Raw genomic sequence first — 14,222 nt, forward strand, 5'->3', positions numbered from 1 at the left:
TGCGATATATGAGGAGATTGGTTCCGTGACCATCCGTGTAGGCGTCAACGGCTTCGGTCGTATCGGCCGCAATTTCTGGCGCGCGGTCGCCGCTGGCGGCAGCGACATCGAAATCGTCGCGGTCAACGACCTCACCGACACCAAGACGCTCGCGCACCTGCTCAAGTACGACACGGTGCTCGGCACCCTCGACGGCGACGTCGAGGTGGGTGAGGGCTTCATCCGCGTCGGGGACAAGAGCATCAAGGTGCTCGCCGAGCGCGACCCGGCCAAGCTGCCCTGGTCCGACCTGAACGTGGACGTGGTCATCGAGTCCACCGGTCACTTCACCAAGGCCGAGGACGCCAAGAAGCACCTCGCCGCCGGCGCCAAGAAGGTCATCATCTCCGCCCCGGCCAAGGGCGAGGACCTGACCATCGTCATGGGCGTCAACGACGACAAGTACGACGGGGCCAACCACCACGTCGTGTCGAACGCCTCCTGCACCACCAACTGCGTGGCGCCGATGGCCAAGGTCCTCCTGGACAACTTCGGTATCCAGCAGGGTCTGATGACGACCGTGCACGCGTACACCAACGACCAGGTCATCCTGGACTTCCCGCACTCGGACCTGCGCCGCGCCCGCGCGGCCGCGCAGAACATCATCCCGACCACGACCGGTGCCGCCAAGGCCACCGCGCTGGTCCTGCCCGAGCTCCAGGGCAAGCTGGACGGCATGGCCATGCGCGTGCCCGTCCCGGACGGCTCCGTCACCGACCTGGTCGTCACCCTCGACCGCGAGGTCACCAAGGACGAGGTCAACGCCGCGTTCAAGGACGCCGCCGAGGGTCCCCTCAAGGGCATTCTCGTCTACACCGAGGACCCCATCGTGTCCTCGGACATCGTGGGCACCTCGCCCTCCTGCACGCTGGACTCCAGCCTGACCATGGTCTTCGGCAACCAGGTCAAGGTCATCGGCTGGTACGACAACGAGTGGGGCTACTCCAACCGCCTGGTGGACTGCGCCAAGCTGGTCGGTTCGGGCCTCTAGACCGCTGTCACCCCACCGGGCGCCCGCCCCCGCGCAGGGGGCGCCGCGCGCGGCGGTGGGCCGTCCTCGACGGACGCCCGGCGGCACCGCACCCCCTCGCCCGTACCGCGCGCGAGGGGGTGCCGTCATGGGCCCTCCCGTCGCCCGCCATCGCCCACGGGGCGCATGGCGGGTGGGTGGGCTACCGCCCTCAACGGACGCCTGCGGCGGCGGTTCTGCCCGCCCGTCGCCCGCCATCGCCTTCGACGGGCGCCCGCGGCGGCACCCCTGCCCCCCGACCGACCACAGCCCGGGCCGGCGCCCGGGCCCCAGATCCTGAGGAGACCAGCATGCGGACGATCGACGACCTCGACGTCTCCGGTAAGCGCGTGTTCGTCCGGGCCGACCTGAACGTGCCCCTGGACGGCGACCGCATCACCGACGACGGCCGGATCCGCGCCGCCCTGCCCACCATCGAGAAGCTGCGCGAGCGCGGCGCCCGCGTCATCGTCGCCGCCCACCTGGGCCGCCCCAAGGGGGCGCCGGAGCCGCGCTACTCCCTGCGCCCGGTCGCGACCCGCCTGGGCGAGCTGCTCGGCACCGACGTCGCCTTCGCCGCCGACACCGCCGGGGAGTCCGCCCGAGCCACCTCGGCCGCGCTCACCGACGGCCAGGTCGCGCTTTTGGAGAACGTGCGCTTCGAGCCGGGGGAGACGAGCAAGGACGACGCCGAGCGCGGCAAGCTCGCCGACCGCTTCGCCCAGCTCGCCGACCTCTACGTCGGTGACGCCTTCGGCGCGGTGCACCGCAAGCACGCCAGCGTCTTCGACCTGCCGGGCAAGCTGCCCCACGCCGTGGGCGGCCTCGTCCTGGCCGAGGTCGAGGTCCTGCGCAAGCTCACCGACGAGCCGGAGCGCCCCTACGCCGTCGTGCTGGGCGGGTCCAAGGTCTCCGACAAGCTCGGCGTCATCGACAACCTCCTGGGAACGGCCGACCGCCTGCTCATCGGCGGCGGCATGGTCTTCACCTTCCTCAAGGCCAAGGGCTACGAGGTCGGCTCCAGCCTGCTGGAGGCCGACCAGCTCGACACCGTGCGCGGCTACCTGGAGCGCGCCGAGCGCGAGGGCGTGGAGATCGTCCTGCCCGTGGACGTCATCGCCGCGGAGAAGTTCGCCGCCGACGCCCCCCACGCGCCGGTCGACGTCGAGGCCATCCCGGCCGACCGCATGGGGCTGGACATCGGTCCCCGCAGCCAGGAGCTGTTCGCGGCCAAGCTCGCCGACACCAGGACGGTGTTCTGGAACGGGCCCATGGGCGTGTTCGAGATGGAGCCCTACGCCGGCGGGACGCGGGCCCTGGCCCAGTCCCTGATCGACTCCGGGGCCTTCACCGTGGTGGGCGGCGGCGACTCCGCGGCGGCCGTGCGCGCGCTGGGCTTCGACGAGGCGGCGTTCGGTCACATCTCCACCGGTGGCGGTGCCAGTCTGGAGTACCTGGAGGGCAAGGACCTGCCCGGTATCGACGCCCTCGCCTGACGTCGCGGCCACGGGGCGCCCCGCCCCGGCCGCACCATCGTCCGACCCAACCGACGGGAAGTACACACATGTCCAAGCGCCTGCCGCTGATCGCGGGCAACTGGAAGATGAACAACAACCACCTGGAGGCCATCGCTCTCGTCCAGAAGCTGGCTTTCGGCCTGAACGACAAGGACTACGACAACGCCGAGGTCGTCGTCCTGCCGCCGTTCACGGACCTGCGCAGCGTGCAGACGCTGGTGGACGGGGACAAGCTCCGCATCGGCTACGGGGCCCAGGACATCTCCGCCCACGACAAGGGCGCCTACACCGGCGAGATCTCCGGTGCCATGCTGGCCAAGCTGGACTGCGGCTACGTGCTGGTGGGCCACTCCGAGCGCCGTGAGTACCACCAGGAGGACGACGCCCTGGTCAACGCGAAGGTCCAGGCGGCCTTCAAGAACGGCATCGTGCCGATTCTGTGCGTGGGCGAGGGCCTGGAGGTGCGCAAGCAGGGCCGGCAGGTCGAGCACGTCCTGGCGCAGCTCGACGGCGCGCTGAAGGAGATCCCGGCCGAGCAGGCCGAGCGGATCGTCGTCGCCTACGAGCCCGTGTGGGCCATCGGCACCGGCGAGGTGGCGACCCCCGAGGACGCCCAGGAGGTGTGCGCGGCCATCCGCGTGCGCCTGTCGGAGCTGTACTCGCCCGAGGTCGCCGGCGCGGTGCGCGTCCTCTACGGCGGCTCGGTCAAGGGCGACAACGCCCCCGGCATCATGGCCAAGGACGACGTGGACGGCGCACTGGTCGGCGGCGCCTGCCTGAAGGCGGACGAGTTCGTCAAGATCATCCGGTTCGGCGACAAGTAGTCTCCGCTACAGGGTGCCGTGACCTGCGACACCGCCCTTCCCGGATCGGAGTCCGGGGAGGGCGGGGCCTGACGAGTGCCGTGGTCGGGCTAGACTTCGCTGAGGGGATGACCGTGCCTCGCGGTTTCCCCTCCCGTGTCGCCATGGGCACGGTAAAATCCGAATACGTCCCCGGTCTCCTCCTTCCGTGACCCGAGCCGGCCAGGCCGGTGCCGACGCACCGCCGCTGGTACGGGTGGTGAATGGGGGGCCGAGGTGTCCATTCCCCCGCTGCGGGGTCGAGCTACGGGTGAGCGTGTGATCCTCGGTCTGTCCATCTTCGTGATGCTTCTCAGTGCGCTGCTGATCTTCCTGGTGCTCATGCACAAGGGCAAGGGCGGCGGCCTGTCCGACATGTTCGGCGGAGGCGTCATGTCCTCCCTGGGCGGTTCGTCGGTCGTCGAGCGCAACCTCGACCGTATGACCATCGCGGTCGGGATCGTCTGGATCCTCGCCATCGTCGCCCTCGGCCTGCTGATCAACCGGGGCATGTAGCCGGCGGTACGCAGGCACCCCCCGTCCACAGTCAAGCTCGCCCGAGTGTCGGTGAGCGAGTTCGCCGAAGGAGTTTTTCGTGGGTAGTGGCAGTGCCATCCGTGGCAGCCGAGTCGGAGCCGGCCCCATGGGCGAGGCGGAGCGGGGCGAGGCCGCCCCGCGCGTGCGGGTTCCGTTCTACTGTGCGAACTTGCACGAGGTCGTGCCCAGCTTCGCGAGCGAAGCCGCGGTCCCCGATGAGTGGGACTGCCCGCGTTGCGGATTCCCCGCGGGCAAGGACAAGGCGAACCCTCCCTCGCCGCCGCGTACCGAGCCCTACAAGACGCACCTGGCCTACGTGAAGGAGCGTCGCAGCGAGGAGGAGGGCAAGCTCATCCTGGATGAGGCCCTGGCCAAGCTGCGCGCCGACCGCGCGGCCGTGGAGGCCCACATGAAGGCCGCCCAGAACTAGGGGGTCGACCGGCGCAGGCCGGTCAGGCTCCGCACCGGGGCCCGTCGCGTTCACCGCGGCGGGCCCCGGTCGTGTGTCAGGCGGGCCCCGGGCCGCGGAAGGCGCGCCGGTAGGCCGACGGAGTGGTGCCCAGGTGCCGGCGGAAGTGCAGGCGCAGCCCGTCGCCGGTCCCCAGACCGCTGCGCTGGGCGACCACGGCCACCGGCAGGTCGGTGGTCTCCAGCAGCTCCCGCGCCCGCGCCACCCGCTGCCGGTTGAGCCAGGCCAGCGGGGTCAGTCCGGTCTCGCCGACCGAGCGGGGACCGGGGTGGTGTTCCTGGGGGTGGCGGGGGTCGCCGCGGTGACCCTGTTCGCGCGTCCGGCCGGGCCCGATCACGTGCGGGCGCGCGCACGGACGTGAAACCTGGCCGGTAGTTCTTCATTCGCGGGACTGGTGTGGCGGGAGCGAACTAGGGTGATCGCCACGCACCCCCAACAGCCCCCTCATGAGGAGATGGTGTCGATGTCCACGTGCCCGACCGGCGGCGACCACGACTGGATTCTCGGCGACGACCGCAAGTTCCAGTGCGCCAAGTGCGGAGCTCAGAGTGCGCGCAGGTTCTGAGAGCCGGGACCGGGCTGGACGGTCCCGCGTGCGGCCAGATCGCCCTTGAGCGAGGCGCGCCAGGTCACCGGCTCTCCCAGGACCTCGGCCACCCCCTTGGCCCACCGTTCCAGGGGTGCGAACGCGTCCGGCCCCTCTCTCAGGACGGTCCGCCCCTGATAGGGCACCCCGTCCAGGGTCACGACCTCGCCGTGGACCCGGAGTTCGGTGTCGTATTCCCTCGTATTGCGCCTCATGGACGGGACTCTAGCGGGGCGAGTCGGGCGATGCCCGGCCTTCGGTGCGATCGTTCGGAGACGGACACGGCGGTCGGCGGGCGCCGCGGCACCGAGCACGCCGGGGAGTTGGAACAATGGGGGCATGGCTTCCCCCGAACCCTCGGACGACCCCCTGGTCCTGCGGGGCGTCCCCTCGGACCTGACACACACCTCCGGCAGTGTCTCCCACCTGCGCCGGTACGTGAGCCTGCGCGGCCCCAACGCGCGGATGTGGATGGCGGCGGCCTACCTCTCCGGCGCCCTCACCGTCGGCTTCCTCGTCGTCGTGGGATCGCTGCTGTGGAACATCCTCGGCCAGGACTACACGGTCGGATCGGTGACGCTGTGGTCGGCGGCCGCCCTGACCATGGCCTTCGTCGGCCCCGGCAGCAACATCGTGCTGCTGCGGGGACTGCCGCAGCGCATCACCCGCCAGGGCATCAGTGCCGACAGCGACGGCGTCATCGTGCTCCAGGAGCGCAAGTGGTGGTTCCCCGGCGAGGGCACGTTCATCGCATGGAACGAGATCCGGCGGGTGCGCGAGGACCACACCGGTGACCGCCGCCGCACGTACTTCATCGAGTTCGTCCTGGACACCTACCGCACGGACGACGAACTGCCCACCTGGGCCGAGTCCGCGCAGAGCCTGGGCCTGACGGTGGTGGACGCCCCCACGCAGTTCTACGTCCAGGTCCCCCGCAGCCACAAGGAGAAGATCCTGCGGATGATCGAGCGCACGGCGCCGCTGCCCTCGATCGTGGAGCGCTCACCGCTCAGCCTGGACTGAGCGCCGCCCGCCGAGCCGGCGGGTGAGCTCGGTCGCGGCGTCGCCGACCCGCCCGGCCAGCGCCTGCGGGGTGACCGGCCGCGCGCTGGGCACGGTGAGGCTGATCGCCGCGGCGGGCCGGCCGTTGTGGTCCAGTGCGGCGGCCGCCACCGACACGAAGCCGTCGGTGACCTGGCCCTCCTCGATCGACCAGCCCTGGCGGGCCTCCTGCTCCAGCACCCGGCGCAGCGCGCCGGGGTCGGCGGGGCCGCGCCCGGTGCGGTCGGTGAACGCCGCCGTGTCGGGGTACAGGGCGCGGACCTGCGCCCGGGGGAGCCGGGCGAGCATGGCGCGCCCCGACGCGGTCAGGTGCGCGGGCAGGCGGACGCCGACGCCGGTGATGAGCGTGGGAGCGTGCGGCGGCTGCTCCTTGAGCAGGTACAGGGTGTCGGCGCCGTGCAGCACGCCCAGGTGCGCGGTCGCGCCGGTGGCCTCCATCAACTGGTGCAGCAGGGGTCGGGCCAGCCGTTCGACGCCGTCATGGCGCAGGTAGGCCGAGCCGATCTCGAAGGCCGCCACCCCCAGGCCCCAGCGCCGCTCCTCGGGCAGGTGGGTGACGAAACCCTCCTGGGCCATCGCCTCCAACAGCTGGTAGACGCTGGAGCGGGGCACGTCCACTTCCACGGCGATCGCCGCGGCCGACACCGGACCGGGGCGGGAGGCCAGGAAGCGCAGGACGCGCAGGGCGCGTGTGGCCGCCGGCACGAAGCTCATACTCGATTGTTCCACGAAAACGGCGTTCGCCCAGGTCCGGGCGGCGATTGAATCGAATTGGAGTGCCGCCCCCGGCCCGTGGGCGCGGTGACGCGCGAGCATGTCTGAAATGCCAGACACAACCCTCGTGTCAGGGCTTCTGCGGTGGGGCCGGTGGAGATGGAATGGGGCCATGTCCACAGCAGTCCCTTCCGTCAACGTCGGCGGTGCTCCGCTCACCCCGGCCCAGGTCCTCGACGTCGCCCGCAACGGCGCCCGCGTCACCATCAGCGAGGAGACCCGCAAGGCCGTCCGGCACGGCCGCGAACGGGTCGAGTCCCTGGCCCGCGGCGAGGTCCCCGCCTACGGCGTCAGCACCGGCTTCGGCGCCCTGGCCACCCGGCACATCGCCCCCGACCTGCGCGCCCGCCTGCAGCGGTCGCTGATCCGCTCCCACGCCGCCGGCGCCGGCCCCGAGGTCGAGCGCGAGGTCGTGCGCGCCCTCATGCTGCTGCGCCTGCGCACGCTGGCCTCCGGCAACACCGGTGTGGAGGTCGCCACCGTCGACACCCTCGCCGCCCTGCTCAACGCCGGGATCACGCCCGTCGTGCACGAGTACGGCAGCCTCGGCTGCTCCGGCGACCTGGCGCCGCTGTCGCACGTGGCGCTGGCGCTCATGGGCGAGGGCGAGGTGCGCGACGCCGCCGGTGAACTCCTGCCGGCCGGCACGGCACTGGCCGCCGCCGGGATCGACCCGGTGGAGCTGGGCGCCAAGGAGGGCCTGGCGCTGATCAACGGCACCGACGGCATGCTCGGCATGCTCGCCCTCGCCTGCCAGGACCTGACCAGGCTGCTCAAGGTCGCCGACATCACCGCGGCCATGAGCGTCGAGGCGCTCCTGGGCACCGACCGGGTGTTCGCCGCCGAACTCCAGCGGCTGCGGCCCCACCCCGGGCAGGCCGCCTCCGCCGCCAACCTGACGGCGCTGCTGGCCGACTCGCCGATCGTCGCCTCCCACCGCGGCCCCGACTGCAACCGGGTCCAGGACGCCTACTCGCTGCGCTGCGCCCCGCAGGTCGCCGGCGCGGCCCGCGACACCCTGGCCCACGCCCTGCTGGTCGCCGGACGCGAACTCGACAGCGTGATCGACAACCCCGTGGTGCTCGACGACGGCCGCGTGAAGTCCAACGGCAACTTCCACGGCGCGCCCGTGGCCTACGTCCTGGACTTCCTGGCGATCGCGGTCGCCGACACCGCCTCCATCGCCGAGCGGCGCACCGACCGCATGCTCGACGTGTCCCGTTCCCACGGTCTGCCCGCCTTCCTGGCCGACGACCCGGGTGTGGACTCCGGACACATGATCGCCCAGTACACCCAGGCCGCCATCGTCTCCGAGCTCAAGCGCCTGGCCGTGCCGGCCAGCGTCGACTCCATCCCCAGCTCCGCCATGCAGGAGGACCACGTGTCCATGGGCTGGTCGGCCGCGCGCAAGCTGCGCCGCGCCGTGGACGGCCTCACCACCGTGCTCGCCGTGGAACTGCTGACCGCGGCCCGGGCCCTGGACCTGCGCTCGCCGCTGGAGCCCGGACCCGCCACCGGGGCCGTCGTGCGCGCCGTGCGCGAGAAGGTCCAGGGCCCCGGTCCCGACCGCCACCTGTCCCCCGAGATCGCCGCGGTCGCGGCCCTGGTCGCCGACGGCACGGTCGTCGAGGCGGCCGAATCGGTCACCCCCCTGTCCTGACCCCCGGTCCGCACCACCCCAGGAGACGCTCATGAGCACCCCGCGCACCGTCCGCGCCGCCCGCGGCACCTCCCTGTCGGCCAAGGGCTGGCCGCAGGAGGCCGCCCTGCGCATGTTCCACAACAACCTCGACCCCGAGGTGGCCGAACACCCCGAGGATTTGGTCGTCTACGGCGGCACCGGCAAGGCCGCGCGCGACTGGCGCAGCTTCGACCGCATCACCGCCTCGCTGCGCGACCTGGAGGGCGACGAGACCCTGCTCGTGCAGTCGGGGCGGCCGGTGGGGATCATGCGCACCCACGAGTGGGCGCCGCGGGTGCTCATCGCCAACAGCAACCTCGTGGGGGACTGGGCGAACTGGCCCGAGTTCCGCCGCCTGGAGGCCAAGGGCCTGACCATGTACGGGCAGATGACCGCGGGGTCGTGGATCTACATCGGCACCCAGGGCATCCTCCAGGGCACCTACGAGACCTTCGCCGCCGTGGCCGCCAAGCTGAGCAGTTCGGGCAGGCACAGCGGGGGCAGCCTGGCCGGGACCATCACCCTCACGGCGGGCCTGGGCGGGATGGGCGGCGCCCAGCCGCTGGCCGTCACCATGAACGGCGGCGTGGCGATCGTCGTGGAGTGCGACTCCAGCCGTATCGACCGCCGGATCGAGCACCGCTACCTGGACGTGCGCGCCGACCATCTGGACCACGCGCTGGAGCTGGCCGCCCGGGCCCGCGACGAGCGGCGCGCCCTGTCCATCGGTGTGCTGGGCAACGCCGCCGAGGTCTTCCCCGACCTGCTCGCCCGCTCCGCGCCGATCGACATCGTCACCGACCAGACCTCCGCCCACGACCCCCTGGCCTACCTGCCCGCCGGGGTGGCCTTCGAGGACTGGAGGTCGCTGGCCGCCGCCGATCCCGAGGACTTCACCCGGCGGGCCCGCGCGTCCATGGCCGCGCACGTGGAGGCCATGGTGGGCTTCCAGGACGGGGGCGCCGAGGTCTTCGACTACGGCAACTCCATCCGCGACGAGGCCCGCGAGGGCGGCTACTCCCGGGCCTTCGACTTCCCCGGTTTCGTGCCGGCCTACATCCGCCCGCTGTTCTGCGAGGGCAAGGGCCCGTTCCGGTGGGCCGCGCTGTCCGGCGACCCCGCCGACATCGCGCGCACTGACAAGGCCGTCCTCGACCTGTTCCCCGACAACGACCACCTCGCCCGGTGGATCCGTATGGCGGGGGAGCGGGTCGCCTTCCAGGGGCTGCCCGCCCGCATCTGCTGGCTGGGCCAGGGCGAGCGCGCCGCCGCGGGTGAGCGCTTCAACGAACTCGTCGCCTCGGGGGAGATCTCCGCGCCGCTGGCGATCGGCCGCGACCACCTGGACACCGGATCGGTGGCCTCGCCCTACCGGGAGACCGAGGCCATGAAGGACGGCTCGGACGCGATCGCCGACTGGCCGCTGCTCAACGCCCTGGTCAACACCTCCTCCGGCGCCTCGTGGGTGTCGATCCACCACGGCGGCGGCGTCGGCATGGGTCGCTCGCTGCACGCCGGGCAGGTCAGCGTCGCCGACGGGACGGAGCTGGCCGCCGCCAAGCTGGAGCGGGTGCTCACCAACGACCCCGCCATGGGCGTGATCAGGCACGTCGACGCCGGTTACGAGGAAGCCGAGCGCGTGGCCGAGGCGCAGGGCATCCGCGTCCCCATGCGCGAGGGGGAGTGACCGTGTCGTTCGACCGACTCTGGGCCGACCTCGCCCCCGTGGGCCGCACCGCCGGCGGCGGCTACCGCCGCTTCAGCTGGACGGGCGCCGACACCGACGCGCGCGCCTGGTTCACCGAGGCGGCCGCGGCCCGCGGCCTGGACGTGCGCACCGACCGCAACGGCAATCTGTGGGCCTGGTGGGGCGCCCCCGGCCCCGGCGCGGTGGCGACCGGCTCCCACCTGGACAGCGTCCCCGACGGGGGCGCCTTCGACGGTCCCCTCGGGGTGGCCTCGGCGCTGGCCGCGGTCGACGAGCTGCGCCGCCGCGGCGTGGCCCCGGCGCGCCCGCTGGCCCTGGTCGTGTTCGTGGAGGAGGAGGGCGGCCGCTTCGGCGTGCCCTGCCTGGGCAGCCGCCTGTCCGCCGGTGAGATCGCGCCAGAGCGGGCCCGGGACCTCACCGACGCCTCCGGGGTGACGTGGGAGCGGGCGATGGCGGACGCGGGACTCGACCCGCTGGCCATCGGCGCCGACCCCGACACTCTCGGCCTGCTCGACGCGTTCGTCGAACTGCACGTGGAGCAGGGCCGCGCCCTGGCGGACACCCCGCACCCGGTGGGCGTGGGGAGTTCCATCTGGCCGCACGGGCGGTGGCGGATGGACTTCACCGGTCGCGCCGACCACGCGGGGACCACCCGCCTGACCGACCGCAACGACCCCATGCCGCCGTTCGCGCACGCGATCCTGGCCGCACGGTCCCTGGCCGAGCGGCACGACGCCCGCGCCACCGTCGCCAAGGCCCTCATCAGCCCCAACGGCACCAACGCCATCCCGTCCCTGGTGAGCGCGTGGCTGGACGCCCGCGCGGCCGACGAGGAGGCGCTGGGCGCCGTGGTCGAGGGTGTGCGCGAGGCGGCGGGGCAGGCGGCCCGCGAGCACGGTGTCGGCCTGGAGATGACCAACGAGTCCCGTACTCCGCTGGTGTCGTTCTCCCATGACCTGCGCGACCGGCTGGCCTCGGTCATCGGTGGCGGACTTCCACCCTCGTCGGACACTGGTGTGCCTGTCCTTCCCGCCCGTCGCCCACCATCGTCCGGGGGCGCTTCGCGGGGTGGCGGACTTCCACCCTCATCGGACACCAAGGTGCCTGTCCTTCCCGCCCGTCGCCCACCATCGTCCGGGGGCGCTTCGCGGGGTGGCGGACTTCCACCCTCATCGGACACTGGCGTGCCTGTCCTCCCGACTGGCGCGGGGCATGACGCCGGGGTGCTGGCGGCGCACGTGCCCACCGCGATGCTCTACGTGCGCAACCCCACCGGGGTGTCGCACTCGCCCGAGGAGTGGGCCCGCCCCGACGACTGCCACGCGGGCGTGGACGCCCTGGCCGACGTCCTCCAGGACCTGCTCACCCGGCCCCAGGGGGCGGTGGCCCGGTGACTCCGACGACCACCACCCGGCGCCTGTGGTGCGAGTGGGCCTGGACCGGCTCCGGCGACGGGACCCCCGAGCACGGCGTGCTCCTGGAGACCGGCGCCGACGGCCGCCTCGCACGCGTGGAGACCGGCGCGCCGCGCCCGCCGGACGCGGAGCACCTGTCGGGGCTGACCCTGCCGGGCCTGGCCAACGCCCACTCCCACGCCTTCCACCGGGCCCTGCGCGGACGCACCCACGACGGCGGCGGATCCTTCTGGACCTGGCGCGAGGTCATGTACCGCGCCGCGGAGCGGCTCGACCCCGACGGCTACCACCGGCTCGCCCGCGCCGCCTACGCGGAGATGGCGCTGGCCGGGGTGACCTGCGTGGGCGAGTTCCACTACCTGCACCACGGCGCGGGCGGCACCCGCTACGACGACCCCAACGCCATGGGCCGCGCCCTGGTCGCCGCGGCGGCCGACGCCGGGGTCCGCCTCACCCTGCTGGACGTGTGCTACCTGTCGGGGGGTCTGGACGCCCGTGGCGAGCACATCCCGCTCGCCGGCCCCCAGCTGCGATTCGGCGACGGCTCGGTGCAGGCCTGGGCCGAGCGCGTGGCGGCCCTGGACCTGAGGGAGGCCCACGCGCGGCCCGGCGTCGCCGCCCACTCGGTGCGCGCGGTCCCCGCCGACCGCCTGCCGGGCGTGGCCGCCTTCGCCGAGGAGCACGACCTGCCCCTGCACGTGCACGTCTCCGAGCAGCCCGCCGAGAACGCGGCCTGCCTGGCCGCCTACGGCCGCACGCCCACCGCCCTGCTCGCCGACTCCGGGGCCCTGACCGAGCGCACCACTCTCGTGCACGCCACCCATCTGACCGACGCCGACGTCGCCGCCGTGCGCCGGTCCGGTGCGACCGTGTGCCTGTGCCCCACGACCGAACGCGACCTCGCCGACGGCCTGCCCCGTACCGGCGACCTGGTGCCGGCACCGCTGAGCCTGGGCACCGACCAGCACGCCCAGCTGGACATGTTCGCCGAGGCCCGGGGTGTGGAGCTGCACGAGCGGCTGCGCACCCACCGGCGCGGTGTCCTGGGCACCGGCACCCTGCTGCGCGCGGCCACCGTCCACGGGCACGCCGGCCTGGGCTGGCCGGACGCGGGAACGCTCACCCCGGGTGCCCGCGCCGACCTGGTCAACGTCGCCCTGGACGGGGTGCGCCTGGCCGGAGCCGACCCCGCCCACGGCACGGACGCCGTGGTCTACGCGGCCACCGCCGCGGACGTGCGCCACGTCATGGCCGACGGCCGGTGGACCGTGCGCGACGGCGTCCACACGGCGGTGCCCGACACCGCCGGCGAACTCGACACGGCGATCAAGGAGCTACTGCGATGAGCGACCTGCCCTCGACGATCCTCGTCGACGACATCGGCACACTCGTGACCAACGACCCGGCGCTGGGCCGGGGCGCGGTCGGCGAGATCGAGGACGCGGCGCTGGTGGTCGAGGACGGCCGGATCGCCTGGGTCGGCCCCGCCGACCGCGCGCCCGCCGCCGACGCCCGGGTCGACGCCGCGGGGCGGTGCGTCCTCCCCGGGTTCGTCGACAGCCACTCCCACATCGTCTTCGCCGGCGACCGCAGCCGCGAGTTCGCCGCCCGGATGAGCGGGCGTCCCTACTCCGCCGGGGGCATCCGCACGACCGTGGCGGCCACGAGGCGGGCCTCCGACGCCGAACTGCTCGCCGGCGCCCGCCGGCTGGTGCGCGAGGCCGCGGCCCAGGGCACCACCACCCTGGAGGTCAAGTCCGGGTATGGCCTCACCGTCGCAGACGAGGAGCGCAGCCTCGCCGTGGCCGCCCGGGTCACCGACGAGGTCACCTTCCTGGGCGCGCACGTGGTCGCTCCCGAGTACGCCGACGACCCGCAGGGCTACGTCGACCTGGTGACCGGGCCCATGCTGGACGCCTGCGCGCCCCACGCCCGCTGGGTCGACGTCTTCTGTGAACGCGGCGCCTTCGACGAGGAGGCCGCGCGGCGGGTGCTGACCGCGGGCGCCGCGCGCGGGCTGCTGCCGCGTGTGCACGGCAACCAGTTGGGCGAGGGGCCGGGTGTGCGGCTGGCCGTGGAGATGGCGGCCGCCTCGGTCGACCACTGCACCTACCTCACGCCCGAGGACGTCGACGCGCTGGCCCAGGCCGCCAAGCGGCCCGAGACCACGGTCGCCACCCTGCTGCCGGGCGTGGACTTCTCCACGCGCCAGCCCTACCCCGACGCCCGCGCCCTGGTCGACGCCGGCGCGGTGGTCGCCCTGGCCAGTGACTGCAACCCCGGGTCCTGCTTCACCTCCAGCCTCGCCTTCTGCGTGGCGGTGGCCGTGCGCGACATGGGGCTGACCCCCGACGAGGCCGTGTGGGCGGCCACGGCCGGCGGCGCTCGGGCCCTGCGCCGCACCGACGTGGGGCACCTGGCGCCGGGGGCCCGTGCCGACCTGACCCTGTTGGACGCGCCCAACCACCTCTACCTGGCCTATCGGCCCGGTGTCCCGCAGGTGGCGGCGGTGTGGAAGGACGGGGAGCTGCTCGCGGGCCGGCCCTGAGCGTGCGGTGCCACCCGCGCGGGAACGCGCGGGAA

Annotated in this window: 14 protein-coding genes; 11 read left to right on the forward strand and 3 right to left on the reverse strand. The window is 73.3% G+C overall.

Annotated features, from left to right (window positions below; translation table 11 throughout):
* Positions 1–25: 25 nt before the first annotated feature.
* The 5 genes from gap (at position 26) to DFP74_RS16890 (ending at position 4,374) form a co-directional block, all read left to right on the forward strand.
* Entirely contained in the window at positions 26–1,030 is a 1,005-nt protein-coding gene (gene gap / locus DFP74_RS16870; RefSeq protein WP_121182624.1) for a type I glyceraldehyde-3-phosphate dehydrogenase, read from the forward strand.
* A 329-nt stretch (positions 1,031–1,359) separates the two neighbouring features.
* A complete protein-coding gene (locus DFP74_RS16875) occupies positions 1,360–2,544 on the forward strand; it encodes a phosphoglycerate kinase (RefSeq protein ID WP_121182625.1) in 1,185 nt (394 codons plus the stop codon).
* Between the two features lie 68 nt (positions 2,545–2,612).
* On the forward strand, positions 2,613–3,389 hold the full coding sequence (gene tpiA / locus DFP74_RS16880) for a triose-phosphate isomerase (protein WP_121182627.1): 777 nt from the start codon (positions 2,613–2,615) through the stop codon (positions 3,387–3,389).
* Between the two features lie 297 nt (positions 3,390–3,686).
* Positions 3,687–3,923: a preprotein translocase subunit SecG gene (gene secG / locus DFP74_RS16885; protein WP_121182629.1), complete on the forward strand. Its 237-nt coding sequence runs from the start codon at positions 3,687–3,689 to the stop codon at positions 3,921–3,923.
* A gap of 79 nt (positions 3,924–4,002) precedes the next feature.
* Positions 4,003–4,374 carry an RNA polymerase-binding protein RbpA gene (locus DFP74_RS16890; protein ID WP_082376156.1) on the forward strand — a complete coding sequence of 124 codons (372 nt, stop codon included), beginning with the start codon at positions 4,003–4,005 and terminating at the stop codon, positions 4,372–4,374.
* Positions 4,375–4,450: 76 nt separating this feature from the next.
* Here DFP74_RS16890 and DFP74_RS16895 read toward each other — a convergent pair whose 3' ends face one another.
* Positions 4,451–4,750 carry a helix-turn-helix domain-containing protein gene (locus DFP74_RS16895; RefSeq protein ID WP_370013389.1) on the reverse strand — a complete coding sequence of 100 codons (300 nt, stop codon included), beginning with the start codon at positions 4,748–4,750 and terminating at the stop codon, positions 4,451–4,453.
* 206 nt (positions 4,751–4,956) lie between these two features.
* The gene (locus tag DFP74_RS16900) at positions 4,957–5,214 is read right to left on the reverse strand and encodes a hypothetical protein (protein WP_121182631.1); all 258 of its coding nucleotides are present in this window, start codon (positions 5,212–5,214) and stop codon (positions 4,957–4,959) included.
* 124 nt (positions 5,215–5,338) lie between these two features.
* Here DFP74_RS16900 and DFP74_RS16905 point away from each other — a divergent pair, with 124 nt between their 5' ends.
* Positions 5,339–6,022, forward strand: a complete 684-nt coding sequence (locus DFP74_RS16905) for a hypothetical protein (RefSeq protein WP_121182633.1) — start codon at positions 5,339–5,341, stop codon at positions 6,020–6,022.
* Here the strand turns inward: DFP74_RS16905 and DFP74_RS16910 are convergent.
* Positions 6,002–6,775, reverse strand: a complete 774-nt coding sequence (locus tag DFP74_RS16910; protein WP_121182635.1) for an IclR family transcriptional regulator — start codon at positions 6,773–6,775, stop codon at positions 6,002–6,004. The genes DFP74_RS16905 and DFP74_RS16910 overlap by 21 nt on opposite strands.
* A 172-nt stretch (positions 6,776–6,947) precedes the next feature.
* On the opposite strand from DFP74_RS16910, the gene hutH reads away from it, so the two are divergent.
* From hutH to hutI, 5 genes are read left to right on the forward strand one after another with little or no spacing between them, the layout of a single operon-like run.
* Positions 6,948–8,495: a histidine ammonia-lyase gene (hutH, locus tag DFP74_RS16915; protein WP_121182636.1), complete on the forward strand. Its 1,548-nt coding sequence runs from the start codon at positions 6,948–6,950 to the stop codon at positions 8,493–8,495.
* Between the two features lie 31 nt (positions 8,496–8,526).
* The gene (gene hutU / locus DFP74_RS16920) at positions 8,527–10,203 is read left to right on the forward strand and encodes a urocanate hydratase (RefSeq protein WP_121182638.1); all 1,677 of its coding nucleotides are present in this window, start codon (positions 8,527–8,529) and stop codon (positions 10,201–10,203) included.
* A 2-nt stretch (positions 10,204–10,205) separates the two neighbouring features.
* Complete coding sequence (locus DFP74_RS16925; protein ID WP_121188319.1) at positions 10,206–11,618, forward strand: allantoate amidohydrolase; 1,413 nt, start codon at positions 10,206–10,208, stop codon at positions 11,616–11,618.
* Positions 11,615–12,985: a formimidoylglutamate deiminase gene (locus DFP74_RS16930; RefSeq protein ID WP_121182640.1), complete on the forward strand. Its 1,371-nt coding sequence runs from the start codon at positions 11,615–11,617 to the stop codon at positions 12,983–12,985. The genes DFP74_RS16925 and DFP74_RS16930 overlap by 4 nt, the downstream gene beginning before the upstream one ends.
* On the forward strand, positions 12,982–14,187 hold the full coding sequence (gene hutI, locus DFP74_RS16935; RefSeq protein WP_121182642.1) for an imidazolonepropionase: 1,206 nt from the start codon (positions 12,982–12,984) through the stop codon (positions 14,185–14,187). Before DFP74_RS16930 ends, hutI begins: the two co-directional genes overlap by 4 nt.
* Positions 14,188–14,222: the final 35 nt, after the last annotated feature.

Source organism: Nocardiopsis sp. Huas11 (assembly GCF_003634495.1).
Classification (GTDB): Bacteria; Actinomycetota; Actinomycetes; order Streptosporangiales; family Streptosporangiaceae; genus Nocardiopsis.